24 protein-coding genes are annotated in these 25,607 nt (G+C 72.7%); 13 read left to right on the top strand and 11 right to left on the bottom strand.

Features of this window, described 5'->3' with window-relative positions:
• Window positions 1-95: 95 nt before the first annotated feature.
• On the bottom strand, window positions 96-818 hold the full coding sequence (locus ABZ172_RS16415) for a histidine phosphatase family protein (protein WP_356884404.1): 723 nt from the start codon (window positions 816-818) through the stop codon (window positions 96-98).
• Window positions 815-2,122, bottom strand: a complete 1,308-nt coding sequence (hemL, locus tag ABZ172_RS16410) for a glutamate-1-semialdehyde 2,1-aminomutase (RefSeq protein ID WP_356884403.1) — start codon at window positions 2,120-2,122, stop codon at window positions 815-817. The genes ABZ172_RS16415 and hemL overlap by 4 nt, the downstream gene beginning before the upstream one ends.
• 291 nt (window positions 2,123-2,413) lie before the next feature.
• Here hemL and ABZ172_RS16405 point away from each other — a divergent pair, with 291 nt between their 5' ends.
• The 4 genes from ABZ172_RS16405 to ABZ172_RS16390 all read left to right on the top strand — a co-directional run bounded on the left by ABZ172_RS16405 (window position 2,414) and on the right by ABZ172_RS16390 (window position 4,557).
• Window positions 2,414-3,022, top strand: coding sequence for a hypothetical protein (locus ABZ172_RS16405; RefSeq protein ID WP_356884402.1), 609 nt, complete (start codon window positions 2,414-2,416; stop codon window positions 3,020-3,022).
• 112 nt (window positions 3,023-3,134) lie between these two features.
• A complete protein-coding gene (locus ABZ172_RS16400; protein WP_356884401.1) occupies window positions 3,135-3,488 on the top strand; it encodes an STAS domain-containing protein in 354 nt (117 codons plus the stop codon).
• 187 nt (window positions 3,489-3,675) lie between these two features.
• The gene (locus ABZ172_RS16395) at window positions 3,676-4,056 is read left to right on the top strand and encodes an ATP-binding protein (protein WP_356884400.1); all 381 of its coding nucleotides are present in this window, start codon (window positions 3,676-3,678) and stop codon (window positions 4,054-4,056) included.
• A 129-nt stretch (window positions 4,057-4,185) separates the two neighbouring features.
• Entirely contained in the window at window positions 4,186-4,557 is a 372-nt protein-coding gene (locus ABZ172_RS16390) for an STAS domain-containing protein (RefSeq protein ID WP_356884399.1), read from the top strand.
• A 36-nt stretch (window positions 4,558-4,593) separates the two neighbouring features.
• On the opposite strand, the gene ABZ172_RS16385 is transcribed toward ABZ172_RS16390, so the two are convergent.
• The 4 genes from ABZ172_RS16385 to ABZ172_RS16370 form a co-directional block, all read right to left on the bottom strand.
• Window positions 4,594-5,016: an STAS domain-containing protein gene (locus tag ABZ172_RS16385; protein ID WP_356884398.1), complete on the bottom strand. Its 423-nt coding sequence runs from the start codon at window positions 5,014-5,016 to the stop codon at window positions 4,594-4,596.
• On the bottom strand, window positions 4,976-6,106 hold the full coding sequence (locus ABZ172_RS16380; RefSeq protein WP_356884397.1) for a cobalamin-dependent protein: 1,131 nt from the start codon (window positions 6,104-6,106) through the stop codon (window positions 4,976-4,978). The genes ABZ172_RS16385 and ABZ172_RS16380 overlap by 41 nt, the downstream gene beginning before the upstream one ends.
• The gene (locus ABZ172_RS16375) at window positions 6,103-7,830 is read right to left on the bottom strand and encodes a SpoIIE family protein phosphatase (protein ID WP_356884396.1); all 1,728 of its coding nucleotides are present in this window, start codon (window positions 7,828-7,830) and stop codon (window positions 6,103-6,105) included. Before ABZ172_RS16375 ends, ABZ172_RS16380 begins: the two co-directional genes overlap by 4 nt.
• 283 nt (window positions 7,831-8,113) lie before the next feature.
• Window positions 8,114-9,616, bottom strand: coding sequence for a SulP family inorganic anion transporter (locus ABZ172_RS16370; RefSeq protein WP_356884395.1), 1,503 nt, complete (start codon window positions 9,614-9,616; stop codon window positions 8,114-8,116).
• A gap of 320 nt (window positions 9,617-9,936) precedes the next feature.
• Between ABZ172_RS16370 and ABZ172_RS16365 the strand changes: the two genes are divergently transcribed.
• Both ABZ172_RS16365 and ABZ172_RS16360 read left to right on the top strand, forming a co-directional pair.
• The gene (locus ABZ172_RS16365) at window positions 9,937-10,347 is read left to right on the top strand and encodes a MerR family transcriptional regulator (protein WP_356884394.1); all 411 of its coding nucleotides are present in this window, start codon (window positions 9,937-9,939) and stop codon (window positions 10,345-10,347) included.
• A 37-nt stretch (window positions 10,348-10,384) separates the two neighbouring features.
• Window positions 10,385-11,134, top strand: coding sequence for a Mut7-C RNAse domain-containing protein (locus ABZ172_RS16360; RefSeq protein ID WP_356884393.1), 750 nt, complete (start codon window positions 10,385-10,387; stop codon window positions 11,132-11,134).
• Between the two features lie 152 nt (window positions 11,135-11,286).
• Here the strand turns inward: ABZ172_RS16360 and ABZ172_RS16355 are convergent, their stop codons facing one another.
• Window positions 11,287-11,826, bottom strand: coding sequence for a hypothetical protein (locus ABZ172_RS16355; RefSeq protein WP_356884392.1), 540 nt, complete (start codon window positions 11,824-11,826; stop codon window positions 11,287-11,289).
• A 203-nt stretch (window positions 11,827-12,029) separates the two neighbouring features.
• Between ABZ172_RS16355 and ABZ172_RS16350 the strand changes: the two genes are divergently transcribed.
• Window positions 12,030-12,365, top strand: coding sequence for a YnfA family protein (locus ABZ172_RS16350; protein ID WP_356884391.1), 336 nt, complete (start codon window positions 12,030-12,032; stop codon window positions 12,363-12,365).
• Window positions 12,366-12,427: 62 nt separating this feature from the next.
• Window positions 12,428-13,186, top strand: a complete 759-nt coding sequence (locus tag ABZ172_RS16345) for an SDR family oxidoreductase (RefSeq protein ID WP_356884390.1) — start codon at window positions 12,428-12,430, stop codon at window positions 13,184-13,186.
• Between the two features lie 15 nt (window positions 13,187-13,201).
• Here the strand turns inward: ABZ172_RS16345 and ABZ172_RS16340 are convergent, their stop codons facing one another.
• On the bottom strand, window positions 13,202-14,395 hold the full coding sequence (locus tag ABZ172_RS16340) for an RtcB family protein (protein ID WP_356884389.1): 1,194 nt from the start codon (window positions 14,393-14,395) through the stop codon (window positions 13,202-13,204).
• A gap of 171 nt (window positions 14,396-14,566) precedes the next feature.
• On the opposite strand from ABZ172_RS16340, the gene ABZ172_RS16335 reads away from it, so the two are divergent.
• The 3 genes from ABZ172_RS16335 (at window position 14,567) to ABZ172_RS16325 (ending at window position 18,077) form a co-directional block, all read left to right on the top strand.
• Entirely contained in the window at window positions 14,567-15,376 is an 810-nt protein-coding gene (locus ABZ172_RS16335) for a DUF3558 domain-containing protein (protein ID WP_356884388.1), read from the top strand.
• 238 nt (window positions 15,377-15,614) lie between these two features.
• Window positions 15,615-16,394 (top strand): DUF3558 domain-containing protein, encoded by a 780-nt coding sequence (locus ABZ172_RS16330; RefSeq protein WP_356884387.1) that lies wholly within the window; start codon window positions 15,615-15,617, stop codon window positions 16,392-16,394.
• Between the two features lie 180 nt (window positions 16,395-16,574).
• Entirely contained in the window at window positions 16,575-18,077 is a 1,503-nt protein-coding gene (locus ABZ172_RS16325) for a DUF2637 domain-containing protein (protein WP_356884386.1), read from the top strand.
• Window positions 18,078-18,140: 63 nt separating this feature from the next.
• On the opposite strand, the gene ABZ172_RS16320 is transcribed toward ABZ172_RS16325, so the two are convergent.
• Window positions 18,141-18,827, bottom strand: coding sequence for a siderophore-interacting protein (locus ABZ172_RS16320; RefSeq protein WP_356884385.1), 687 nt, complete (start codon window positions 18,825-18,827; stop codon window positions 18,141-18,143).
• Window positions 18,828-19,149: 322 nt separating this feature from the next.
• Window positions 19,150-20,916 (bottom strand): lysine--tRNA ligase, encoded by a 1,767-nt coding sequence (gene lysS, locus ABZ172_RS16315; protein ID WP_356884384.1) that lies wholly within the window; start codon window positions 20,914-20,916, stop codon window positions 19,150-19,152.
• Between the two features lie 148 nt (window positions 20,917-21,064).
• Between lysS and argS the strand changes: the two genes are divergently transcribed.
• Complete coding sequence (gene argS, locus ABZ172_RS16310; protein ID WP_356884383.1) at window positions 21,065-22,834, top strand: arginine--tRNA ligase; 1,770 nt, start codon at window positions 21,065-21,067, stop codon at window positions 22,832-22,834.
• A gap of 178 nt (window positions 22,835-23,012) precedes the next feature.
• Here argS and ABZ172_RS16305 read toward each other — a convergent pair whose 3' ends face one another.
• Entirely contained in the window at window positions 23,013-24,404 is a 1,392-nt protein-coding gene (locus tag ABZ172_RS16305) for a helix-turn-helix transcriptional regulator (RefSeq protein ID WP_356884382.1), read from the bottom strand.
• 394 nt (window positions 24,405-24,798) lie between these two features.
• On the opposite strand from ABZ172_RS16305, the gene ABZ172_RS16300 reads away from it, so the two are divergent.
• The gene (locus tag ABZ172_RS16300; RefSeq protein ID WP_356884381.1) at window positions 24,799-25,557 is read left to right on the top strand and encodes a DUF4232 domain-containing protein; all 759 of its coding nucleotides are present in this window, start codon (window positions 24,799-24,801) and stop codon (window positions 25,555-25,557) included.
• The last annotated feature ends 50 nt before the right edge of the window (window positions 25,558-25,607 follow it).

Here is a 25,607-nt window from a genome sequence, read left to right as displayed (position 1 = left end):
TGAACCCACTCGGACAGGCGCCCCACCCGCCGGGCGGGCGCCGCGCACCGGACGGGTGCGCGGCGTACGGGACCGGCCCGGCGGCGGCCGGACGGCTACGCGCCGAACGCCTTCGACTGCCCCTTCACCGGCTTCGCGCCCGCGAGCAGATGCGCCGGCACCAGGTCCCGGGCGGGCTCGGTGTACCCGACGGACACGATCGTGTCCCCCTGGTACGTGAAGCTCGTCAGCGAGGCCAGGGTGCACTGCCGCTTGCGCGGGTCGTGCCACAGCCTGCGCCGCTCCACGAAGCTCCGCACGATCCAGATCGGCAGCTGGTGGCTGACGCAGACCGCCTCGTGCCCGCGCGCGGCGTCACGCGCCGCATCCAGCGCACCCATCATCCGCACGACCTGCTCGACGTACGGCTCGCCCCAGGACGGCTTGAAGGGGTTGGTGAGGTGCTTCCAGTTCTCGGGCTTGCGCAGCGCGCCGTCCCCGACCCCGAAGGTCTTGCCCTCGAAGACGTTGGCGGCCTCGATCAGCCGCGCGTCGGTGGCCAGGTCCACGCCGTGCGACGCGGCGACCGGCGTGGCGGTCTCCTGGGCGCGCTCCAGCGGGGAGGCCACGACATGGGTGATGTCGCGCTTCTCCAGGTGCTCGGCGACCCGGTCGGCCATCCGGCGGCCGAGCTCGGAGAGGCTGTAGCCGGGGCGGCGCCCGTAGAGCACGCCCTCCGGGTTGTGCACCTCGCCGTGGCGCATCAGGTGGACGACGGTGATGTCCTTCGCCCCGCCGCCGGCGGTCCCGGTGCCGGTCTGTCCGGTGTTCTCGCTCATGCGACGGCCTCCGATGCGGCGCGGGCGGCGGCGGGGAGCGCGGCGGCGACCCGCTCCAGCGCCTGGTTGTCATGGGCGGTCGAGACGAACCAGGACTCGAAGGCGGAGGGCGGCAGATACACGCCCTGCTCCAGCATCGAGTGGAAGAACGCGGTGAAGCGGAAGACGTCCTGCTTCCTGGCGCCCTCGTAGTCGCGGACGGGCTCGTCGGCGAAGAAGACGGAGAACATGGTGCTCGCCGCCGACACCGTGTGCGCGACGCCCTCCTTGGTGAGCGCCTCCCCCACGAGTCCGCGCAGCTCCGCGGAGACCGCGTCGAGCCTGGTGTACGCGGCGTCGTCGAGCAGCCGCAGCTGGGCGAGGCCGGCCGCGGTGGCGACCGGGTTCCCGGACAGGGTGCCCGCCTGGTAGACCGGGCCGGCCGGGGCCAGGTGGGCCATCACGTCGGCACGGCCGCCGAAGGCCGCGGCCGGGAAGCCGCCGCCCATGACCTTGCCGAAGGTCATCAGGTCCGGCCGCACCCCGTCGACGCCGTACCAGCCGGCCTTCGACGTACGGAATCCGGTCATCACCTCGTCGGAGATGTACAGCGCGCCGTCGGCCGCGCAGATCTCCTTCAGCCCGGCGTTGAACCCGTCCAGGGGCGGCACGACGCCCATGTTGCCCGGCGACGCCTCGGTGATCACACAGGCGATCTCCCCGGGCTGCGCGGCGAACGCGGCGCGCACGGCCTCCAGGTCGTTGTACGGCAGCACGATCGTGTCGCCCGCCTGCGCCCCGGTCACCCCGGGGGTGTCGGGCAGTCCGAAGGTGGCGACCCCGGAGCCGGCGGCGGCCAGCAGCGCGTCGACGTGACCGTGGTAACACCCGGCGAACTTCACGACCTTGGCGCGCCCGGTGAACCCGCGGGCGAGCCGGATCGCGGACATCGTCGCCTCGGTGCCGGACGACACCAGGCGCACCTGCTCCACCGGCTCGATCCGGGCCACGATCTCCTCGGCGAGCGCGACCTCGCCCTCACCGGGCGTACCGAACGAGGTCCCCCGGGCCACCGCCTCCTGGACGGCCGCGGTGACCTCGGGGTGCGCGTGACCGAGGATCATCGGCCCCCACGAACACACGAGGTCGACGTACTCACGGCCGTCGGCGTCGGTGAGGTACGGACCCGTACCGGACACCATGAACCGTGGCACGCCGCCCACCGCGCGGAAGGCGCGCACCGGGGAGTTGACGCCGCCTGGCGTCACCTGGGACGCACGGTCGAACAGCGTCTGTGAAACTGGGGCTTCGTATGAATACGCCACTTTGGTCCTGATCTGCGAATCGGGGGTCGGGGGGCCCGGCCGGAATTCCGGCCGCCGGTGAGCAGGGAGCGCGCTCCCCCCGTATGAGGCTCGTACAACGAAAGGGCGTCAGTCTCCTCGCGTCTGCAAAACTGGGGCGTCACAGGGAAAGCTCACCCATGCCATGGTGTCAGAGGCGTGGACGGTCTTGCGGACAGGTGTTTCACCGCACGCCCGTGGGGGAGGTCACTGACGATGATCGGGTTGCGCGGCGGGGCTGTGTCTCCTAAGAAGTAGTCGGGTGGATGAGATATGCATCGCGGTGGCGGAGTGGGCGAAGGGACCGACGACCTGGGGCCCGAGCCTGCCCGGCGAGGGCGGCACCGGCGCAGGGCCGAACGCGACGCCGAGCGCGAGGCCGGACGCGCACGGGACGCACCGGCGGACGGCGTCGACGGTCAGGGGAGCAGGAGCGGTGGAAGGGTGGGGGTGACCTACAAGTACTTCGGTGCCCCCGACGGGGCCACCGCCGCACGTGTGCCGATCTCCATGCGCCCGGAGGAGCTGGGCGGCGACGAGCTCGGCATGGGCGGCATGTTCAGCAAGATCAAGCCCGAGACCGTGGCGGCCATGGTCCTCACCGGCATACAGGGCATACCCCTGAACAAGGTGCCCCCGCTGGAGCTGGTCGTGCTGCACCCCGACTACGCCGTGGTCAAGCTGCCGATGACGGTGGTCGACCCGCTGCGGGACGTCGGCGAGGAATCGGTCGGCGCGGCGGCCTTCATCTGGTCCACGGTCCCGGACCGCGGCGGCCCGCGTGACGCGTTCAACGTCTACCAGCTGCTCCACGAGTGGCAGGACTTCTCCCACCGGCTGCACGACGCGGGCCACCAGGCGTACTGCCTGGTGTGGCCCTGACGCGGCGGCGCAGGCCCGCACCACCGGCCGGAGGGCGCCGTGACGGCCGCACCCGGACCCGATGCCGGGTCCGCGCGTCACTCCGTTCCGGCGATGTAGGAACATATGACGCATGACGGCTGATGAACTGCACGTGGTCGTGGAGACCACGGACGACGGTGTCGTTCTGATCCGTGTCCGGGGGAGCCTGGACGGGTGGTCGGGCCCCTCCGGTCTCGTCGACGCGCTGGAGCGGGCCGCCGGGGGCGGTGGACGGCTCACGGTGGCCGACCTGTCCCGGCTGGACTTCGCCGACTCGACGGCCCTGCACGCCCTGCTGAACGCGCAGCGGCGCCACGACGGCGCCGGAGTGCCGCTGGTGCTGGCCGGACCGCTGGAGGCGGGTGTGCGCAGGCTCTTCGAGGTCTCGGGCACGCTCGGCGCCTTCACGTTCGCCGACTCGGTGGACGCGGCGTTGCGATGCTGACCGCCCGCGGGACGCACGGCCCGGCGGCCTGCCCCCCGCCGGGGAGTGTGGCCCGGGCCCGACCGGGCAGGCGCAGAGGGTAATGAACGGGGAACGAGAAGTGCTGACGGACGGCGCGAGCCCGACGGGCGGGCCGGACAGGGCCGCCGGTCCATCCGCTCCGCCGGAGCCGGTGGACACGGCGCCTGTGCCCGCCGTTCCGCAGAACGCCGCTGCCGCCCGTGACGTGGTCACCCGGCTCCTGGAGGCGGAGTTCTGCGCGCTCGGCGGGGAGGCCCCCGCCGACGTCGTGGTGGCCGACGCGCTGCTGGTCACCTCGGAGCTGGTGACCAACGCGGTCAGGCACGGCGGCGGGCTCACCGGCTTCACCGCGGAGATCACCGACGACGGCCTCCTCCTCACCGTCGCCGACGCCAGCACCCGGGCGCCGGTCACCTCCGAGCGCGATCCGGCCGCCGCGTCCATCGGCGGCTACGGCTGGCTCCTGGTGCGCCGTCTGGCGCGGCAGGTGTCCATCACCTACCTCCCGGGCGGCAAGAACATCGTGGCGCTGGTCGCCCTCACCTGAGCGGCGCCGCGGGCCCGCGGGCGGTCCCGACCGGTCCGCCCGGCCGCGGACTCCCGGACTCCGCTCCGGCGGCGGCCGGTGCCCGGCGCGTGCACACCGGCGGACGCCGCTGGTTGACATAATCCCCGCATGGTCCGCGAGCCCCTCGACAACTCCGCGCCGGCCGGCCCGCCCGTGGTGGCGGCCGAGGGCGAGGTCAACGGCATCTGGGTCGTCCGCGCACAGGGCGACCTCGACTGCGACAGCATCGACCCGTTGTTCATCGCCCTGTGGCAGGCCGTGGCCGGGCACGAGGTCGTCGTCCTGGACGCGTCCGCGGTCACCTTCGCCGACTCGTCGTTCCTCAGCCTCCTGATCGACGTGCACCGGCGGACGGAGCTGCGCGTCGCGGCGCCGCAGGCGGTCGTGACCCGGCTGCTGCGGACCGCGGGCGTCGACCGGGTGATCCGGAGCTACCCCACGCTCGACGCGGCGCTCGGCGAACCGCCGGCCGTCTCCTGACCGCCGCCCGCTCCTCCCGGCTGACGCGGCGTCGCCTCAGCCGGAGGGAGCGGGCGGCGGTGAGGAGCGGTAGACGTCACCGGCGGGCGGCGGGCCGTCCTGCGCGCGCTCGCCCCCGACGACGGCGCCGTCGAGGACGAAGAGGTGCCCGGTCCCGGTGACGTCCAGGGTCCTGCGCAGGAAGTCCGGCGCACCCTCCAGGTGCAGCACGACGCCGCGGGCCTCCGTGCCCCGGTGGATCAGCAGCAGGGCGGAGACACCGCTGGAGTCGCACATCCGCAGCCGGGAGCAGTCCAGGACGAGGGCCTGCGGCGCGGAGCCGGCGGCGAGGCACCCCTCGGCCCGTTCGACGAGCTGTTCACTGGTGTCGTAGTCCAGGTCACCGACGAGACCGAGACGTACGACACCGGGGCGGGCTTCAACGTCCAGGGTGAAGGGCGGACAGGACAGATCGGTCATCCGAGGCTCCGGGGTTGTTGCCGACGGCTGCCGTGCGGGCGTCCAGGACGGTACGCGCCGCGCCGAGCAGCCGAGTTGATCGGGGGAAGTCCTTGAGCTCCGTTCCCAGGACGTCGAGGACCGGTCGCAGCGAGGCGGCCGGAACCCGCCGGGCCTCCAGGATGCCCGCGGTCCACGCCAGGAAGCCGGTGAAGAGCTCGTCGTCGTCCATGTACAGGGCCACGCCCAGGTATTCGACGATGTGGGCGACGTCCTGGGCGGTGTGCTCGCGCTGCTGCTCCGTGTAGGAAGCCGCCGCGGGGAAGCGGCTCTCCAACTGGGCCAGCACCTCCCGCACGAGCTGCGGTCTGCTGCGCACGACGAGGGTGTACTCCTGGTCGCTCAGATGCGGCAGATCGTCTATCTGCTGCCGGCCGTCGGCCGGCACCGGCGCCGGGATGCCGTCCGCCAGGCGGCGTGCGGCGGACCGGGCGTCGGGTGCCCAGGCGTCCGCTCCCAGCCGGAGCGCGTACCGCCCGTCGCGCCCGAAGGCCGCCCCGCCCGCCAGCACGGGCACCCCCACCGCCTGGCAGGCGGTGACGGCCGCGTGCGCGGTGGGCAGCCGGGTCGGGATCGAGGAGGACAGCGCGACCACGTCGGCACCGGTGCTGTGCAGGTGTCCGATGAGGTGGGGTGTGGGCACCTGGGCGCCGAGGAAGTCGACCCGCCACCCACGGAGTGTGAGGACCTCGGCCAGCAGACGGGCCGGCAGCACGTGCCACTCCTGGTCCACACAGGCCACGGTGACCCGGCCCAGCCGCGGGGTGGTGCGGACGGCCGGATGGTGGGCGAGGGCGGCGATGACCCGCTCCGCTATGGCGCTCGCGGCGTGCTCCTGCGCCACGCTGAGACGGTTGGCCGCCCACTCGGCACCGACCCGTGCCTGTACGGGGGCGATGACGTCCAGCAGCGCGGTCTCGGCGTCGATCCCGGCGTCCAGCGCCGAGAAGAGCACCGCGGCGGCCGCGTGCTCGTCCCGGTCGGTCACCGCGGTCCACAACCGGTCCTGGAGAGCGCGCGCGTCGGGCGCGGCGAGGGTGTCTGCACTCATTGCGTGTACCTGCCCCGGGTGTGGCCGTCCACCGCACTGAGGTGGGTGGTCGGCGGGGCGGTGATCGCGACGAGCGCCATGTCGTCGTGCCGGCCGTCCTGGAGCCACTGGGACGCGAGCATCTGCACGCGCTCGACCACGGCCGCGCCCGGCATGCCGGCGCACTCCCCGATGATCCGCATCAGCCGCTCCTCACCGAACAGCTCGTCGCCGAGGGGGCCTCCGCGGGCCTCGGTGACGCCGTCGGTGTAGAGCAGGCACGTCTCCCCGGGGAGCAGCTCGGTCTCCACGGTGCGCGCCTCGATGTGGGGCAGCGCACCGACCAGGGTCCCGCGGGTGTCGATCTCGTCGACCCGGCCGTCGTTGCGGATCACCAGGGGCGCGGGGTGGCCCGCCGAGGTGAGGCGCAGGCGCACCCGGTTCCCCTCGCGCAGGACGGAGGCCAGCACCAGGGTCGCGAAGCGGGTGTGGTGGGAGGTGAGGAGTGCCCCGTTGAGCAGCCGCAGCATGCCCTCGTGGTCGCCCGCCATCGGCGTCAGCGCCTGGAGCGTGTTGCGGATCTTGCCGGTGAGCACGGCAGCGTCCAGGCCCTTGCCGCACACGTCCCCGAGCACCGCCAGGGACTCCTCCTCCGGGGTGCCGCCCGGGTGGACGTCGTAGAAGTCACCGCCGACCCGGTCCCGCGCCGCGGCGGGCTGGTACCCGCCGGCGAACTCGACACCGTTGACCCGGGTCAGCCGGGGCGGCAGGAGGTCGCGCATGAGGGTGCGCGTTATGTCGCTCTGCTCCGCGTACAGCCGCGCGGCGGACAGGGCGGCCCCGGCCCGCGCGGCGAACAGCCGGGCGAAGATCTCCTCGTTCTCGTTGAACTCCTTGGAATCCGTGTTGCGCAGCAGCACCAGGACGCCCGCCGGGACGCCGTGCCCCGGCAGCGGGGTGACGGCGGCCGACCCGACGGTGCCGGAGAAGCCATCGGGGATGAGCCAGTCCGGCAGCGCGGCCGGGTCGATCCACCGCGAGGGCACGGGCGGGAAGCCCTGGAGCGCCTCGCTCAGACCGGGCACCAGGGAGGTGTCGGCGGTCACCGTGCGGCGGACCGCCGCCCCGCCCTCGACCGCGTAGGTCATGGGCAGCTTCCGTCCCGCGGCGGGCACGATGACGACGGCGGCCTCGGCGAGGTACCGGGAGGCGAGCTGGGCGGTGACGTGCATGCAGCGGTCGGTGTTCAGCGAGGCCAGGAGCACGTTCGAGGCCTCCGCCAGGAAGGCGGTGCGCTCCCGCTCGGTGGCCAGCTCTTCCTCGACGAGCCGCCGGTCGGTGTCGTCGGTCAGCCACCAGACCACGTCACCGTCCGCCTTCGGGGCCGGGTGCGCCTCGAAGCTCCGCTCGCCGATCGGCCCGCGGAAGCGCGGCGCCGCGGCGTCGGCGGGGACGGCGACGGGATCCGCCGCGTCCTCGTGGGCGGGTGCCGCCTCCGCAGGCCGCCCGGTGACGGGGGCCGGCTTCACCACCGCCTCGTGGGCCCGCGCGAGCCAGGACGGCACCGCGTCCGCCAGCGCGACGCCCGGAACGGCACCCTCCAGCAGCGCGGCGGCGGCCGGATTGAGGTCGCGGACCGTTCCGGCTCCGTCGACGACGATCACGGCGTACGGGGCCGGGCCCCACAGGTCGGAGCCGGACCGTTGCTGAGTCTTCGTGGCGATGTGTTCCTTCAGAGGAGCCATGAGGGGGGACCCGCCCGGGGCGAGTCGCACCACCTTCCGACTGGACGAAAAGTACTTTCCCTCCGGCAACCATTGCCTAGCCGAGGCATGGATGGCAACCCACCCCCCTACCCCGGGGCGGCCGGGGAACTGCGTGTGCGCCATCTCTCCCGGAGAGCTTCACGCCACGGACACAGATCGCACGTATGACCTGATACCGTCCGCACCCCCCGGTTCCGGACGGAACCGCCGCATCCCCTCCCGGCGCATCTCCCGGGCACACCGGCCGACGCTCCCCGGCCGGTCAGGAGCCGCCGGCGAGCCGGCCGCTGAGGGCCCCGTGGAGATCGGCGCTCCGCTCGTTCAGACCGGTGATCTCGACGCTCTTCCCGCGCTGTTCGTACTTCGTGGTGATGGCGTCCAGCGTCGCGACCGAGGAGGCGTCCCAGATGTGTGCCGAGGTCAGGTCGATGACGACGGACCGGGGGTCGGCCGCGTAGTCGAACCGGCCGACCAGGTCGTTGGACGAGGCGAAGAAGAGCTCCCCGGAGACGGAGTAGACGATCCGGCCGCCGTCCGCGTCGGTGACGGACGTGACGTCGGCCAGGTGTGCGACCCGCCGGGCGAAGATCACCATGGCGGTGACCGAGCCGACGACGACACCGACGGCGAGGTTCTCGGTGGCGACCACACAGGCGACCGTGACGACCATCACCACGATCTCGCCGGCCGGCATCCGCCTGAGCGTCCCGGGCGCGACGGAGTGCCAGTCGAAGGTCGCGAAGCACACCATGACCATGACCGCGACAAGGGCCGCCATCGGGATGCGGGAGACCAGCGGCCCGAACGCGATGCACAGCACCATCAGGAAGACGCCCGCGGAGAAGGTGGACAGCCGGGTACGGGCCCCGGAGACCTTCACGTTGATCATGGTCTGGCCGATCATGGCGCAGCCGCCCATGCCGCCGAAGAAGCCGGTGACGATGTTGGCGACGCCCTGGCCGATCGACTCGCGGGTCTTGCCGGAGCGGGTGTCGGTGATCTCGTCGACCAGCTTCGCCGTCATCAGCGACTCCATCAGGCCGACCAGCGCCATCGCCAGCGCGTAGGGGGCGACGGTCGTCAGGGTGTCCAGGGTGAACGGCACGTCGGGCAGGCCCGGCACCGGCAGGGCCGAGGGCAGTTCGCCCTTGTCCCCGACCGTCGGCACCGCGATGCCGGCGGCGACGGTGATCGCCGTCAGGATGGCGATGGAGACCAGGGGGGCCGGGACGGCCCGGGTGATCCGCGGGAACAGGACCATCAGGACCAGCCCGCCGACGACCAGGGGGTACACCGGCCAGGGGACGTCGGTCAGCTCGGGGACCTGGCCCATGAAGACCAGGATCGCGAGCGCGTTGACGAAGCCGACCATCACGCTGCGCGGCACGAACCGCATCAGCCCGGCGACACCGAGCGCACCGAGGACGACCTGGAAGATCCCGCCCAGGATGACCCCGGCGACGAGGTAGCCGAAGCCGTGCTCCCGGTTGAGCGGGGCGATGACCAGGGCGACCGCGCCGGTCGCGGCGGAGATCATCGCGGGCCTGCCGCCGACGACGGAGATGACGACGGCCATGGTGAAGGCGGCGGACAGCCCGACGGCCGGATCGACCCCGGCGATGATCGAGAACGAGATCGCCTCGGGGATCAGGGCGAGCCCCACGACGAGACCGGCCAGGACCTCCGTGCGGAAGACCTTCGGGGACAGCCAGGACGGCCGGAGACCGCGCAGCAGGCCGGCCGGGGACGGTACGGATGAAGACAAGGGAGACGTGACCTGTCGTACTCGGGCAGCCCGGCGGACCGGGAGTGCGGAGGCCGCGGAGGCCGGAGGGCGTCCCGCGGACCGCCCGCGGCTGCGGGCGGCGAAGATAGGGGGCGGACCGTGCGGGCCGCCGCCGGGTACGCGGCCGGAGGCGGGCGGACCGGCCCGCTCGCACGGGCCACCGGGCGCGCCGGAGGCGCCGTCGGCCCCGGGACGCCGGGTGCGGTGCCCCGGCCCGGCGCCGAGCAACTCTACCCTAACGTTAGGGTAGGGATGGAGACGCCGTCCTCCTGTGGTCACGGCGGGAGCGGAGAGGGCCCATGGACGGCGAGCACATGCAGATCGGCGAGGTCGCCGCGCGCACCGAGCTGTCCCTGCGCACCATCCGGCACTACGAGGAGGCCGGCCTCGTGATCCCCTCGGCCCGCTCCCGCGGCGGGTTCCGGCTCTACACCGAGGCCGACGTCGCCCGGCTGACGGTCATCCGCCGGATGAAGCCGCTCGGCTTCACCCTGGACCAGATGCGGGACCTGCTGGACGCGGTCGACCGCCTCGACGCCGGCGGGGAGACCGGGCAGGACGAGCGCGACGGCCTGCTGGAGCGGGTGCGCGCGTACGAACGGTCGGCGAACGAGCAGGTCGACCGGCTGCGGATCCAGCTGGCGCGCGCGGAGGAGTTCGCCCGGACCCTGCGCACCCGGCTGGACCGGAGCGCACCGCCGGACGCCTGACCGGCACGACCCTCCGGCGCGGTGGCATCCTGACCGGGTGAACGGACCCGAGATCACCCTCGAAGTAGCCCCGGAACTGCGGCTCTTCGTCACCCACGACCGCCGGCACGGACGCACCGCCGTCACCACGGACGGCTCGTCGACCCTGGGGCACGTCGTGGAGTCCCTCGGCATCCCGCTCACCGAGGCCGGGCAGATCCTCGTCGACGGCCGTCCCGCGCCGGTGTCCCACGTCCCCGGGGCGGGTGAACGGGTCGAGGTGCGGGCGGTGCGGCGCCCCCAGCAGGTCCCCGGCGCGCCGCTGCGCTTCCTGCTCGACGTCCACCTGGGCACGCTCGCCCGGCGGCTGCGGCTGCTGGGCGTGGACGCCGCGTACGAGAGCGAGGACCTCGGCGACCCCGCGCTGGCCGCCCTCTCGGCACGGCAGCGGCGCGTCCTGCTCTCCCGCGACCGGGGGCTGCTCCGGCGCAGGGAGATCTGGGCGGGGGCGTACGTCTACAGCGACCGGCCCGACGAGCAGCTCCGCGACGTCCTGGGCCGCTTCGCCCCGGCACTCGCGCCGTGGACCCGCTGCACGGCCTGCAACGGGGAGCTGGCGCAGGCGGACAAGGACTCCGTGAGCACCCGGCTGGAACAGGGCACCCGGGCGTCCTACGACGTCTTCGCGCAGTGCACCGCCTGCGGGCGGGTGTACTGGCGGGGTGCCCACCACGCCCGCCTGGAGGCCGTCGTGGAGGAGGCCGTGCGCATGTTCGGCGGGACGGGAGGCCAGGCGCCGCCCGCCTGAGGTCACCGGCCGGGCCCGCCCGGCCCGGAGCGGAGCACACCGCCCGAACCGGCTCGCACCGCCCGCGCCCTCCATCCCGCCCGGCCCGGAGCGCACCACCCGCACCGCCCGGACCGCCCGGCCCGGAGCCACACCGCCCGCACCACCCGGCGTCAGAAGGCGTACGCGTCCCCCGTGGAGAGGACCAGCACCTCGTGCGCGTCGTTCCGCCGGTTGCGGTCGCTCGCGCCGCCGTTCCACAGGGTGTCCACCCGGACCGTCACCTCGGCCGGGCGGCCGGTGAGGCGCAGCTCCAGGGCGGTGCGGCGGGCGGCTTCGGCCACCCGCAGCGGACCGGTCCCGCACAGCACCGTCCGGCTGTCAGCGCGCAGGCAGCCCCCGGGCAGCGGCTGCCAGGACGCGAGCGGTGCGGAGAAGCGCAGCCGGACCGTCGCGTCGGCGAGCGGCGACGGCCCCCGGTTCCCGGTCCGCAGCCGGACCTCGATCCGCCCCTCCCGGAGCGAGATACGGCCGTGATGGGCCACGTCGGCCTCCGGGGCGACCGCCCGGGACACCGACCGACCGGCCTCCGGGGCGGCGACCGCCCGGGAGGCCGGTTCCGCCACGGCGGACAGCCCCGGGCCCAGCACCACGGCCGCCACCACCGCCGCGACGGCGGGCACCTCGAGTCCTGCTCTACGCGTCAGTCGCATAGGCCGAACCTACCGAAAGGCACCAATCATCCCTATTTGATGACCGGTTCGCCGCGCTCCTCCCCACCCGCACGGCCCACCCGCACCCTCCGCCGGCACCGTGACCACCCTCGCGCCGCGGCCCCCCGTCCGGACCTCGCCCGCCGTCGCGGGGGCCGGGGCCCCGGGCAGGCACGCCCCCACCCCCGTGGCACGCTGACCCCATGCTCCTCGCCCGCTCCATCGCCCTTTTCGCCGTCGCCGCGCTCTTCGAGATCGGAGGAGCCTGGCTCGTCTGGCAGGGCGTGCGCGAGCACCGCGGCTGGATCTGGATCGGTGCGGGCGTCATCGCCCTCGGTGCGTACGGGTTCGTGGCCACGCTCCAGCCGGACGGCGACTTCGGCCGCATCCTCGCGGCGTACGGCGGGGTGTTCGTCGCCGGTTCGATCGCCTGGGGCATGGTGGCCGACGGCTACCGCCCGGACCGCTGGGACGTGACCGGCGCCCTGATCTGCCTGGCCGGCATGGCCGTGATCATGTACGCCCCCCGCAGCCACTGAGCCCCCGCCGGGGGCGCCCGCCTATCCTGGCCCCGTACCGATCAGCTGTCCGAGGAGTCCGCATGGCCGCCACCCCCATCGCCGTCGTCACCGGCGCGAGCAGCGGCATCGGTGCCGCGACCGCCCGGCAGCTGGCCGCCGCGGGATACCGCGTGGTGCTCACCGCACGCCGCACGGACCGCATCGAGGCGCTGGCCACCGAGCTCACCGAGGCGGGGCACCAGGCGACGGCGTACGCCCTGGACGTCACCGACCGCGCGGCGGTCGACGAGTTCGCCACCGCGTTCCGGTCGCTGGCCGTCCTCGTCAACAACGCCGGCGGCGCGCTGGGCGCCGACCCCGTCGCCACGGGAGACCCGGACGACTGGCGCCGGATGTACGAGACCAACGTCATCGGCACGCTCCACGTCACCCAGGCACTGCTGCCGGCCCTCACCGCGAGCGGGGACGGCACCGTCGTGATCCTCTCCTCGACGGCGGGCCTCGCCACCTACGAGGGCGGCGGCGGTTACGTCGCCGCCAAGCACGGCGAGCACGTGCTGGCGGAGACCCTCCGTCTGGAGATCGTCGGCACCCCGGTCCGGGTGATCGAGGTCGCGCCCGGCATGGTCAGGACCGAGGAGTTCGCCACCACCCGCTTCCGCGGCGACACGGAGAAGGCCGCCCGGGTCTACGCGGGCGTCGACGCCCCGCTCTCCGCCGACGACGTGGCCGACACGATCACCTGGGCGGTCACCCGTCCCAGCCACGTCAACATCGACCTCCTGGTGGTCCGCCCCCGCGCCCAGGCCTCCAACTCCAAGGTCCACCGCACGCTCTGAGGCGGCGCCGGGGCCTCAGCCCTTGACGCAGACGACCTGCTTCAGCTTCGCGACGACCTCGACGAGATCCCGCTGCTGATCGATGACCTGCTCGATCGGCTTGTACGCCGCCGGGATCTCGTCCACCACACCGGAGTCCTTACGGCACTCCACGCCCCGCGTCTGGTCCTCCAGGTCCTGCGTCGAGAACCTCCGCTTGGCCGCGTTCCTGCTCATCCGGCGGCCGGCACCGTGCGAGGCGGAGTTGAACGACCGCGCGTTCCCCAGCCCCTTCACGATGTACGAGCCGGTCCCCATCGAGCCGGGGATGATGCCGAACTCCCCCGTCCCCGCACGGATCGCGCCCTTCCGGGTGACCAGCAGGTCCATGCCGTCGTACCGCTCCTCCGCCACGTAGTTGTGGTGGCAGGAGATGACCGGATCGAATCTGACCGCGGCCTTCTTGAACTCCCTGCGGACCACGTCCTGGAAGAGGCCCATCATGATCGAGCGGTTGTACTTGGCGTACTCCTGCGCCCAGAAGAGGTCGTTGCGGTAGGCCGCCATCTGCGGGGTGTCCGCGATGAAGACCGCCAGGTCGCGGTCGACGAGGCCCTGGTTGTGCGGAAGCTTCTGCGCCTGCCCGATGTGGAAGTCGGCGAGCTCCTTGCCGATGTTCCGCGAGCCGGAGTGCAGCATCAGCCACACCGCCCCCGTCTCGTCGAGGCAGAACTCGATGAAGTGGTTCCCGCTCCCGAGCGTCCCCATCTGCTTGGCGGCACGGTCCCGCCGGAACCTGACCGCCTCGGCGATCCCGTCGAAGCGGGACCAGAAGTCGTCCCAGCCCCCGGCCGGGAAGCCGTGCAGCCGGCCCGGGTCGACCGCGCTGTCGTGCATCCCCCGGCCGACCGGGATCGCCTGCTCCATCTTCGACCGGAGCCGGGAGAGGTCGCCCGGGAGGTCGTTGGCGGTGAGCGAGGTCTTCACCGCCGACATCCCGCAGCCGATGTCCACGCCCACCGCCGCCGGGCAGACCGCGCCGTGCATGGCGATCACCGAACCGACGGTCGCGCCCTTGCCGAAGTGGACGTCCGGCATGACGGCCAGCCCCTTGATCCAGGGCAGGGTCGAGACGTTCCGCAGCTGCTGCATCGCGACGTCCTCGACCGACGCGGGATCCGCCCACATCCGGATGGGAACCTTCGCACCTGGCACCTCTACGTACGACATAACCCCTCGATTCCCCCGAAAAGACAGAAAGCGCAAAACTGGCGCCGAGGTCGGCATATAGGGAGGCCGACCGGCATGCACAGCGGCGATTGCGATACACATTGTGTCCATCGGCCGCCCTCGGGCGGCAACCCGTTTTCGTACCGAAGGGAGCCTGGGACCGTGCGACACATGGCGTACGTACCCGGCGTCGCGCTCCTCGCAGCGCTCGTCGCCGGCTGCAGCGCCGGCTCCGGCGCCGACGACCCGGCCGCCGACAGCAAGCCCGGCAGCCCCACGGTCACGGCCGCGCCTCCCGGCAAGTACCGGACGCTGCCCGAGTCCTGCAGCGCCGTACCGCGTGCCACCCTCAAGGACCTGCTGCCGGGCACCGCCGGCCTGCCCGCGGAGCAGCAGGACAAGGTGTACGAGGGCACGGCCAACGTCACCTACGACACGGACCGCAAGGTCGGCTGCCGCTGGAAGTCGGACGCTCCGGACGCCTCCCGGAACCTGTCCGTCGACTTCGAGCGCGTGGTCTCCTACGACCCCGCCGTGAGCGACGACGACCGCGCCCGTGAGGTGTACGCGAAGAAGGAGGACGCCGCCGCCCTCCCCGCACCCGCCCCCGGCGGGAAGCCCGGCGGAGCGGCCTCCGCACCGGCCGACGGCACCCCGTCCGGTTCCCCGGCCGGAACCGCGTCCGCAGAGCCCTCCGCCGAGCCGTCCGACGGCCCCACGAGCGCCGGCCCGGACGAGGACCTCCGGCCGCGGCTGCTCGGCGGGCTCGGGGACGCCGCGTTCCTGGACGACGCGCTCGCCCGGGCGGGTTCGACCGCGCAGCGCCGCACCGTGAGCGTGGTGTTCCGCACATCGAACGTCATCGTGACCGTCCAGTACACCGAGCAGCCGGCGCTGGTCACCGAGGTGCCCGACAGCAGGGAACTCCAGGAGAAGGCCCAGGCCCTGGCCCGGAACCTGGCCGAGACCCTCAGCGAGTGACCGGACCGCCGCGGACCCCGCCGGGGGCCCGCGGCGCCCTCCGGTGCCGCGGACCGGAGGCGGCATCCCGCCGCGGTCCGTCGTACCGTGGCCACCGGCCGACGCACCGATCCACGGGCGTGCCGCGCCACGCACGACCCGAGACGCGTCACCGGCCGTGCACCGCACGGCCGACGCCCCGCGCACCACCCGACCGCCCGCACGACCGAGACCGCCGTGCCGTCCGAGTGAAGGAACCATGCACCGATCAGCCCCGCGACTGTCCCGCATACTCGCCTGCGCCGCCGTCCCGGTGATGCTCGTCGTCGCCGGCTGCTCGTCGGACTCCGGCGACACCAAGGAAGCGGCCGCCTCGTCCTCCCCGAGCGCGGAGAAGACCGAGCCGGCCGTCGAGCCCGCGAAGTTCACCTCGCTGCCCGACGCCTGCACCGCACTCGGCAAGAAGACGATCGAGGACCTGGTCCCGAAGGCCAAGAGCAAGGGCGGCACTCCCGGCCGGTCCAGCGACACCGCGAGCCGCGGCGGCTGCTCCTGGAACGGCCTGGACGACAACGGCGTCAAGGGCTCCCAGTACCGCTGGCTCGACGTCGGCTACACCCGCTTCGACTCCGACCAGTCGCTGGGCAGCGGCGCCGCGCGCGCCACGGAGGAGTACACCAAGCAGGTCGCGAAGGCGCAGGCCACCGAGGGCGCCGAGAAGACCGACGCCAAGCCCGTGACCGGGCTCGGCGAGCAGGCCACCGCGGTGACCTACGGCCTGACGAAGTCCAAGGAGGACTTCGCCTACGCGACGGTCGTCGCGCGCACCGGCAACGTCGTCGTCAGCGTCACCTACAACGGCGCCGGGTTCGCGGGCGCCAAGACGCCCGCCTCCTCCGATGTCCTGAAGGACGCGCAGAAGGCGGCGAAGGAGGCCGTCGCCGCGGTCGGCACCGACGGGGACGCGGAGAACGCCTCGGACGCACCGTCCCCCAAGGCGTCGGCATCGTCCTCCGACAAGGCCGGCGACAAGTCCTGATCTGGGTCCGGCCGGGCCCGGACTCCCCTGCGTGAAGGCGTTTTCCCGAAGCCCGGTGTCCCCGCGGACACCGGGCTTCGGCCCCTCCCCGCGCAACACGCCCGCCCGGCATGTGCCAGGCTGTGCCCGCGCCGGAAGCCGAAGTGGAACCGGTTCGTCGAAGTCGGGAGGGGATCGCGGGTGGCCGCAATGCAGCTGACACGCACACACCGCGTGCTCATCGGGGTCGTCGTCGCCGGCGCCGTGCTCATCGCCGCGATCGGGTTCGCGGGCTCGTACGCCGCCGTCCGCGAACTCGCCGAGGAGAAGGGCTTCGGCGACTTCTCGCTGGTCTTCCCCATCGGCATCGACGCGGGCATCTGCGTCCTGCTCGCCCTGGACCTGCTGCTGACGTGGATGCGGATCCCGTTCCCGCTGCTGCGGCAGACCGCGTGGCTGCTGACCGCGGCGACGATCGCCTTCAACGGCGCCGCCGCGTGGCCGGACCCGCTGGGCACCGGCATGCACGCGGTGATCCCGATCCTGTTCGTCGTCGCCGTCGAGGCCGCACGGCACGCCGTGGGCCGCATCGCGGACATCACCGCCGACAAGCACATGGAGGGCGTCCGCCTCACCCGCTGGCTGCTCTCCCCCGTCCCCACCTTCAAGCTGTGGCGCCGGATGAAGCTGTGGGAGCTGCGCAGTTACGAGCAGGTCATCAAGCTCGAACAGGACCGGCTGATCTACCAGGCGCGCCTCCAGGCGCGGTTCGGCCGGAACTGGCGCCGCAAGGCACCCGTCGAGTCGATGATGCCGCTGCGTCTGGCGAAGTACGGCGTCCCGCTCGCCGAGACCGCCCCGGCCGGCCTCGCCGCGGCGGGCATCGAGCCGGCCCTGCTGCCGCCCGTGCCCGCGGCCGTGGAGACCGGGCAGCCCCAACTCCCGTACGCCCCGCAGCCGCAGGACCGGCAGGAGCAGGACCTCCGGCAGGACCGGGCCCACCGCTCCCGGCCGGACGCGCACGAGCCGCAGGACGCGCACGAGCGGCACGACGCCTACGACCAGCACGCGTACGAGCAGCAGGACCGTTTCGACCGGCAGGACGAGTACGACCAGCAGGACCGTTTCGTCCAGCAGGACGAGTTCGAGCAGCAGTACCCGCAGGAGGGTCCCGGCTCGCACCACAGCCCGTGGTTCGCGGCGCCCAAGGACGAGACGTACGCGTACGACGGCGGGTACGACCCCGGGTACGGCGAGGACACCGACGCCAGCCCCGTGATGATCCCCGCGGGCCCGGGCCGGACCCGCCCGCTCGGCAACGTGGGCACGATCGGCGCCTTCCCGCACCCGCGCGCCGCGGAGCCGGAGACCGGGCCGCGCCGGGAGCAGCCGGAACCGGCGCCGCAGGACGCGGCCCCGGAGGAGGCGGCCCCGCAGGACCACGCCCCGGAGGAGCCGGCCCGGCAGAAGGCCGACCCGGCCGAATGGGCCCAGACCGAGATCGAGTTCGGCGAGATCGCGTACGACGTGTTCACCGCGTACACCCATCAGCACCAGGACTACCCGAGCGCCGAGGTGCTCGACATCCACCTGTCGGACGGCCACAACGTCCGCCACCCGCACAGCGCCGCGCTGCTCCGCAAGCTGCTGCCCGGCTTCAAGCAGCGCTTCGACAACGAGATGGCCGCCGACCACATCGCCTGAGGGTTGTCCGGGTGCCGGCGGCATGCTGACGGGCCCGCACGACGGTGGAGTACGCCCCGGCCGTCATTCCATGCCCTTCTTGCCCGGCGTCCAGAACGGTTTGGTCAGGACCGCGCGCCGGTCCCAGCCCGCTTCCTGGACGAGCACCCGCCGCACTGCTTGCACGTCCCGTGCCTCACCGGCGACGTAGGCGATCCCGCCGGGTTCGGGAGCGAGTCGTCGTACCGCGTCCGGCAGCGACGTCTCGCCCCGGATAACCCAGTCCAGCCGGTCGCCGCCTGCCAGGGACAGCCGGTCCGCAACGGTCGCCGTCTCGATGCACCCGGAGACGACGGCTTCCCCGGGGAGTGCCGCGAGCATCGCACCGAACGCGACCGAGGCCGTCTCGTCGCCGACGAAGAAGTGGCGGGCTCCATCGGGGCGCAGCGTGAAGGTGCCCTCGGGGCGCCGCAGCCGCACCTGTTCGCCCGGTGCGACGGTACGGCCCCATCGGGCGCCCGGTCCGGCCCCTGCGTGGTCCAGTACGCACAACTCGACGATGCCGGACGGGTCGTAGTGCCAGATCGAGTACGTACGGAGGGTGAGTCCGCCGACCAGGACACGCACCTGCTGGCCCGGCCGGACCTCCAGACCGGCGAGCTGTCCGCTCTCGATGCGCAACCGGCGTATCCGGGCGGTGAGCTGCTCAGCCTCGGTGACGGTGCCGCGCACCGTCAGAAGATCGAGGACGGGGTTCAGAACAGCGGGCATGAAGGACTCCTCAACGGGGCGGGGTTTCGTACTCAGCGGGAGACGAAACGCGACAGTACGCGTTTGCGGGGTTTCGCGATAGTGCGTGTCGGGTGGCAACCGGCGTCACTGCCGGCCACACAGCGAAGGCCGCCATCGGTGTCCCGTGGTGGACCGTCTTCCACGGGCCGACCGCTCGGGCAGATCACGCCGCCCACGCACACCTCGACGACACGACCGCACAGCAGCCACCTGACCGGCCCGGCCGCGGCGCACGAGGCACCGACACGAGGACGGGCGGGCCGCTGAGCGGCCCGCCCGTCCTCACATCCCCGGTGTGTCCCTACGCGCCGAGCAGCGTCCGCACCCGGTCCGCCCCGACCGCGAGCAGCAGCGTGGGCAGCCGCGGCCCGGTGTCCCGGCTGACGAGCAGCCGGTACAGCAGGGCGAAGAAGGAGCGCTGGGCCACCTTGAGTTCGGGTGTCGGCCGGGCGTCCGGCGCCAGGCCCTCCAGCACCTTCGGCACGCCGTAGACGAGCGTGGTCAGGCCGTCCAGCGACCAGTGCTCGTCGAGTCCCTCCAGGAGCAGCCGCAGCGACTCGCGGCCCTGCTCGTCCAGCGAGCCGAGCAGCTCCTTGTCCGGCTCGTCGCGCACGACGGTGCGGGCCTCGGCGGGCACCTGGGTGGTGATCCAGCTCTCGGCGCGGTCGAGACGGGGCCGCGCCTCGTCGAGCGAGGTCAGCGGGCTCGACGGGTCGAGCTCGCTGAGGATGCGCAGCGTCTGGTCCTCCGCGCCGGCGGTGATGTCGGCGACCGAGGCGAGCGTGCGGTACGGCAGCGGGTGGGGGGTGCGGGGCAGCTCCCCGGCGGCCGTACCGACGGCGCGGGCGTAGGCGGCGGCGTCCGCGGGGAGCACCGTGCCGTCGGCGACCTTGCGGGCCAGCGCGTCCCACTCGTCGTAGAGCCGCTGGATCTCCTGGTCGAAGGCGATCTTGAAGGACTGGTTCGGCCTGCGGCGCGCGTACAGCCAGCGCAGCAGCGGCGCCTCCATGATCTTCAGCGCGTCGGCCGGGGTCGGCACGCCGCCCTTGCTGGAGGACATCTTCGCCATGCCGGAGATCCCGACGAACGCGTACATCGGTCCGATCGGCTGGACGCCGTCGAAGACCTCGCGCACGATCTGGCCGCCGACGACGAACGAGGAACCCGGCGAGGAGTGGTCCACCCCGCTGGGCTCGAAGATCACGCCTTCGTAGGCCCAGCGCATCGGCCAGTCGACCTTCCAGACCAGCTTGCCGCGGTTGAACTCCGCGAGCCGGACGGTCTCGGCGAAACCGCAGGCCGAGCAGGTGTAGTTCAGCTCGGTCGTGCCGTCGTCGTAGGAGGTGACGACGGTGAGGTCCTTCTCGCAGTTCCCGCAGTAGGGCTTGTAGGGGAAGTAGCCGGCGGAGCCGGAGCTGCCGTCGTCCTCGTCCGCCGCACCCGAACCCTCGGCGGCCTCCAGCTCGGCCTCGTCGACCTTCTTCTGCTGCGGCTTCCTGCCGCCGGGGCCCTTCGCGCCCGCCTCGCCGTCCTTCTTGGTGCGGTAGCGGTCCAGGACGGCGTCGATGTCGGCGCGGTGCCTCATCGCGTGCAGGATCTGCTCGCGGTAGGTGCCCGCGAGGTACTGCTCGGTCTGGCTGATCCCGTCGTACTCGACGCCCAGCTCGTCCAGCGCCGCGGTCATCGCGGCCTTGAAGTGCTCGGCCCAGTTCGGGTGGGAGGACCCGGCCGGGGCGGGCACCGAGGTGAGCGGCTTGCCGATGTGCGCCTGCCAGGAGTCGTCGACGCCCTCGACGCCGTTCGGCACCTTGCGGTAGCGGTCGTAGTCGTCCCAGGAGATCAGGTGGCGCACGGTGTGACCGCGGCGGCGGATCTCGTCGGCGACGAGGTGCGGGGTCATGACCTCGCGGAGGTTGCCCAGGTGGATCGGGCCCGACGGGGAGAGGCCGGACGCGACGACGACCGGTTTGCCAGGCGCACGTCGCTCCGATTCGGCGATGACATCGTCCGCGAAGCGGGAGACCCAGTCGGTCTCGGTGCTGCTCTGACTCGAAGCCACGGTCGGCACGTCCTTCTCTCTCGTGTAGGACTCACAAAGGGACGCCCACGGAGGGCATCCCCCATTCTCCCAGGTACCGACCGCAGCGCGAAAACGGCTTTACGCCCCGTGGGATACTGGGTGATCTCCCGTCCCCTACCGAAACGGCAGCCGGCTCATGGCCTCGGTCCCTTCCCTCGCTTCCACGCTCCAGCAGCAGCTGGCGGACGCCCTGACGGCAGCACTGCCGGATGCCGGCACCGCGGACCCGCTGCTGCGCCGAAGCGACCGGGCCGACTTCCAGGCCAACGGGATCCTCGCCCTCGCCAAGAAGCTCAAGGGCAACCCGCGCGAGCTGGCCGCGAAGGTCACGGCGGCCCTCCCGACCGGTGACCTGATCAAGGACATCGAGGTCTCCGGCCCCGGCTTCCTGAACATCACCCTCACCGACCGGGCGATCGTCGAGACCCTCGCCGCGCGAGCGGCCGACGGCGACCGGCTCGGCGTCCCGCCGAAGGCCGCCCCCGGCACGACCGTGATCGACTACGCCCAGCCGAACGTGGCCAAGGAGATGCACGTCGGCCACCTGCGGTCGGCGGTCATCGGTGACGCGATGGTCCAGATCCTCGAGTTCACCGGTGAGAACGTCGTGCGGCGCCACCACATCGGCGACTGGGGCACCCAGTTCGGCATGCTCATCCAGTACCTCTTCGAGCACCCGGACGAGCTGCGGCACGGGGGCGACCAGGCGGACGGCGAGGCGGCCATGTCGTCGCTGAACCGCGTCTACAAGGCCTCGCGGGCCCTCTTCGACTCCGACGAGGAGTTCAAGGCCCGCTCCCGTGACCGGGTGGTGGCCCTCCAGGCCGGTGACCCCGAGACCCTGGCGCACTGGCAGCGCTTCGTCGACGAGTCGAAGATCTACTTCTACTCCGTCTTCGACAAGCTCGACATGAAGATCGACGACCCCGACATCGTCGGCGAGTCCGGCTACAACGACATGCTCGAGGAGACCTGCCGGATCCTGGAGGAGACGGGCGTCGCCGTCCGCTCCGAGGGCGCGCTCTGCGTGTTCTTCGACGACGTGAAGGGCCCGGACGGCAACCCGGTCCCGCTGATCGTCAAGAAGACCAACGGCGGCTACGGCTACGCGGCCACCGACCTCTCCGCGATCCGCGACCGGGTGCGGAACCTCAAGGCCGACACCCTGCTCTACGTCGTCGACGCCCGGCAGTCCCTGCACTTCAAGATGGTCTTCGAGACGGCCCGCCGCGCCGGCTGGCTGAACGACGACGTCAAGGCGCACCAGCTGGCCTTCGGCACGGTCCTGGGCAAGGACGGCAAGCCGTTCAAGACCCGTGAGGGCACCACCGTCCGGCTGGAGGACCTGCTGGACGAGGCCGTCGAGCGGGCGACCGCCGTGGTCCGCGAGAAGGCGGAGAAGGTGGGCCTCTCCGAGGAGGAGATCGTCGAGAACGGCCGGCACGTCGGTGTCGGCGCGGTGAAGTACGCCGACCTGTCGACCTCCGCCGTGCGGGACTACAAGTTCGACCTGGACCAGATGGTGTCGCTGAACGGCGACACGTCGGTGTACCTCCAGTACGCCTACGCCCGGATCCGCTCCATCCTGCGCAAGGCGGGCGACGCGAAGCCCGCGGCGCACCCGGCCCTGGACCTGGCCCCGGCCGAGCGGGCGCTGGGCCTGCACCTGGACCAGTTCGGCGCGGTCCTGGAGGAGGTGGCCGAGGGCTACGAGCCGCACAAGCTGGCCGCCTACCTCTACCAGCTGGCCTCGCACCTCACCACGTTCTACGACCAGTGCCAGGTGCTGAGCGACGAGAACCCGGCGGAGGTCGTCGAGAACCGCCTGTTCCTCGTCGAGCTCACCGCCCGCACCCTGCACCAGGGCATGAAGCTGCTCGGCATCAGGACGCCCGAGCGCCTCTGAGCCCGCTCCGGTGCCCCGCGGCGCCGGGCCGGAGACAGCACGGACCGCCCGTGCGGGACCACGTCCCGCACGGGCGGAGCTGTCGCACATGCGGCAGGAGACCCCCTGCGCCGCTGAAACCGTCACGACGGGGCGAGACGCCGTCCGCCGGGGCGCGAGGCCCGCCCCGGCACCACCGTCAGTGTTCCGCCGGGACCCACTGCGCCGTGTCGGCGCGGTAGTAGTACTCCGGCCGGGCGGTGAGGCTGCTCGTCCGGAACGGCCGGCCCCCGTCGTCGACGCGCAGGGTCCCGCTCCTGCCGCCGCTGGTCCACTCCAGCTCCAGGTACCAGGTCACGTCGTGGCCCTCCACGTGCGCGTCGAGGTGGAAGACCTCGACGTCGGTGGAGCTCACGCGGTACGGGAAGTCCTTCGCGGGCACGACCTCGCCGGCGTCCTCTCCGGGAACGGGCTTCGGACGCGGCCGGCTGTCGTCCAGGTCGATGTCGAAGCTCTGCGGCGTGATGCCTCCCCCGCAGCCGTTGCCCATCGAGTACGCGGACCGGGCGAGCGCCGCGTTGCGCCCCAGCACCCGGACGTGCAGCCCGTTCAGCACGACCGCCTCGCCCGACGTCCCCTGGAGGGTGAGTTCGAGCTTCATGTCGCCGCCGTCCACACCGCCGAGTGCCCGCGCCCAGCCGCGGGTGTCCTGGGGTGCGGGCGGCGGCGGCACATCGTCGGGCCCCTGGTCCAGCAGGTAGTACTGCCCGCAGGGCGACTCCCAGTTGTAGGAGCTGATCGTGGCGTGCACGGGTACGCCACCGCTCTGCGGACCGCGCGAGGACGGCGAGGGAGTGGCGGAAGCGCTGCGCCCGCCGGCCGACGGGGAAGCGGTGCCGCCGGGCGTCGCGGACGGCCCGGTGCTCGCGCTCTCCTTCGCGCTCGCACTCGCGCGGCCGCTGGGAACGACCGGCGCGTGGCTGGGCACCGCGTCGGTCCGCCCGCGGCCGGACGGCTCGTCATCGCCGAGGCCGCGGACGGCGAGTGCCGCGGGGACGGTGAGGGCGACGACCGCCACCGCGGTGAGCAGGACACGCAGCTTGCGGGTGGTGCGGCGGCGAGGGGCGGGGACCGCGTCGGGGCGGTGCCCGTCGGGCGTCACGTCCTCGGCCCCGGAACCGGCTTCGGGACGGGAGTCCGACCCGGGTCCTCCTTCGGGGCAGGACTCCGACCCGGATTCCGCTTCGGGAGCTACCTCGGTCTCGGATTCCGCTTCGGGGCCCGCTTCCGTTTCGCTCTCCGCCCGGAGTGCGGTCCCGCCGGCTTCAGGCTTCCGCCCGCCCCGCCGCTTCGCCTCGTCGGCCAGGATCCACTTCCGGTGCAGCGCCACCAGTTCGTCCGAGGACGCCCGGCACACCCGCGCGAAGCGTTCGACCGGCGCGTAGTCGTGGGGAACCGCGTCGCCGTTGCAGTAGCGGTGCACGGTCGAGGTGCTCAGGTGCAGCTTCCCCGCGAGGGTCCCGTAGCTGAGCCCCGACCGCTCCTTCAGCCCCCTGAGCAGCTCCGCGAAGTCCTGGATCTCTGTGCCCAACCCGACCGTCCCCCTTCCGTTCCTTCCCGGGAAGGCGTTCCAGGGAAGCGATGTCCGCGCAGTTCAGAGTAGGTACAGGCGTTCCAGTGTCCCGTATGCCACGGCAACCGTTGCGACCAAGATCCGGGCCTGGAAAGGATGTGGACACACCGCGGCGTTCCCCGCGACCCGTACATCCCACCCTCACCCGTACCGGGAGCCGCCGTGCGTACTCGACCTGGATTCAGCCTGACCGACGCGGTCGCCACGGGAGTGCTCATCGTCTGCATCGCGGTCGTCGTCGCACTCCTGTGACGCCTCTGATCACGCGTCACCGACCAGTACACCCGCCCGCACCTCAGGGCGCCAAACGGCGCCCCGGGCACTCGACACCTCGAACGGGGAGAACCAGCTCATGCGCCACCTTCGCCTCAACCGCGCCGCCCGCACCTCCGCCCTCGGCACTGCCGCGCTGATCGCCGCCCTGTCCCTGACGGCATGCCAGGACGGCGGCCAGGCGGCCGCCGACGCGTCCGTCGCCACTCCCGGCACATCGGACATCCAGCCCTCGGCGGACGCCGGAGCACCGGCTCCGCGGGCCGGCGGGGCGGCCGGATCGGACTCCGGAGAGGATTCCGCTCCGGACACGGGCCAGGCTTCCGGTTCCGGTTCCGGTTCCGCAACCGGTCCGACGAAGGCCGACCCCGCCGCGGCCACCCGGCAGGACGGCGGAAAGGACACCGGCCCTGTCACCCGCGCGTGCGACGGCGGTAACTCCAAGGTGACGCTCACACCCGTCCCCCGGCCCCTCAACCACATGCTGCTCACCGTGACCAACACCGGTTCGACCGCCTGCAACGCCTACTACTACCCCTTCCTGAGGTTCGGTGAGGCGCAGTCCACCCCGCCGGTGATCGAGGAGAGCAAGCCGCAGGCCGTGGTCACCGTCCTGCCGGGAGAGTCCGCCTACGCCGGCGTCATGACGTCCTCCGCCGACGGAAGCGGCACCGGCGGTTACTCCACCAGGAAGGCGGTCGTGCACTTCCAGGGCCGCGACGGAAGCGGCTCCACGGGCCCGTCCGCGAACGCGCCCCTCAGCAAGGCCGTGTACGTCGACAGCACCCTGGCGGTCACCTACTGGCAGACCGACATGGACGACGCCCTCATGTACTGACTCCCACGACACCCGGGCCGTCACGACGGACGGGCCGCCGGAACGGGCGT

Source organism: Streptomyces sp. NPDC006296 (assembly GCF_040613235.1).
Lineage (GTDB): Bacteria > Actinomycetota > Actinomycetes > Streptomycetales > Streptomycetaceae > Streptomyces.
Note: the sequence above shows the minus strand (reverse complement) of the source record. Positions and strands in the feature narration are given on the sequence as shown.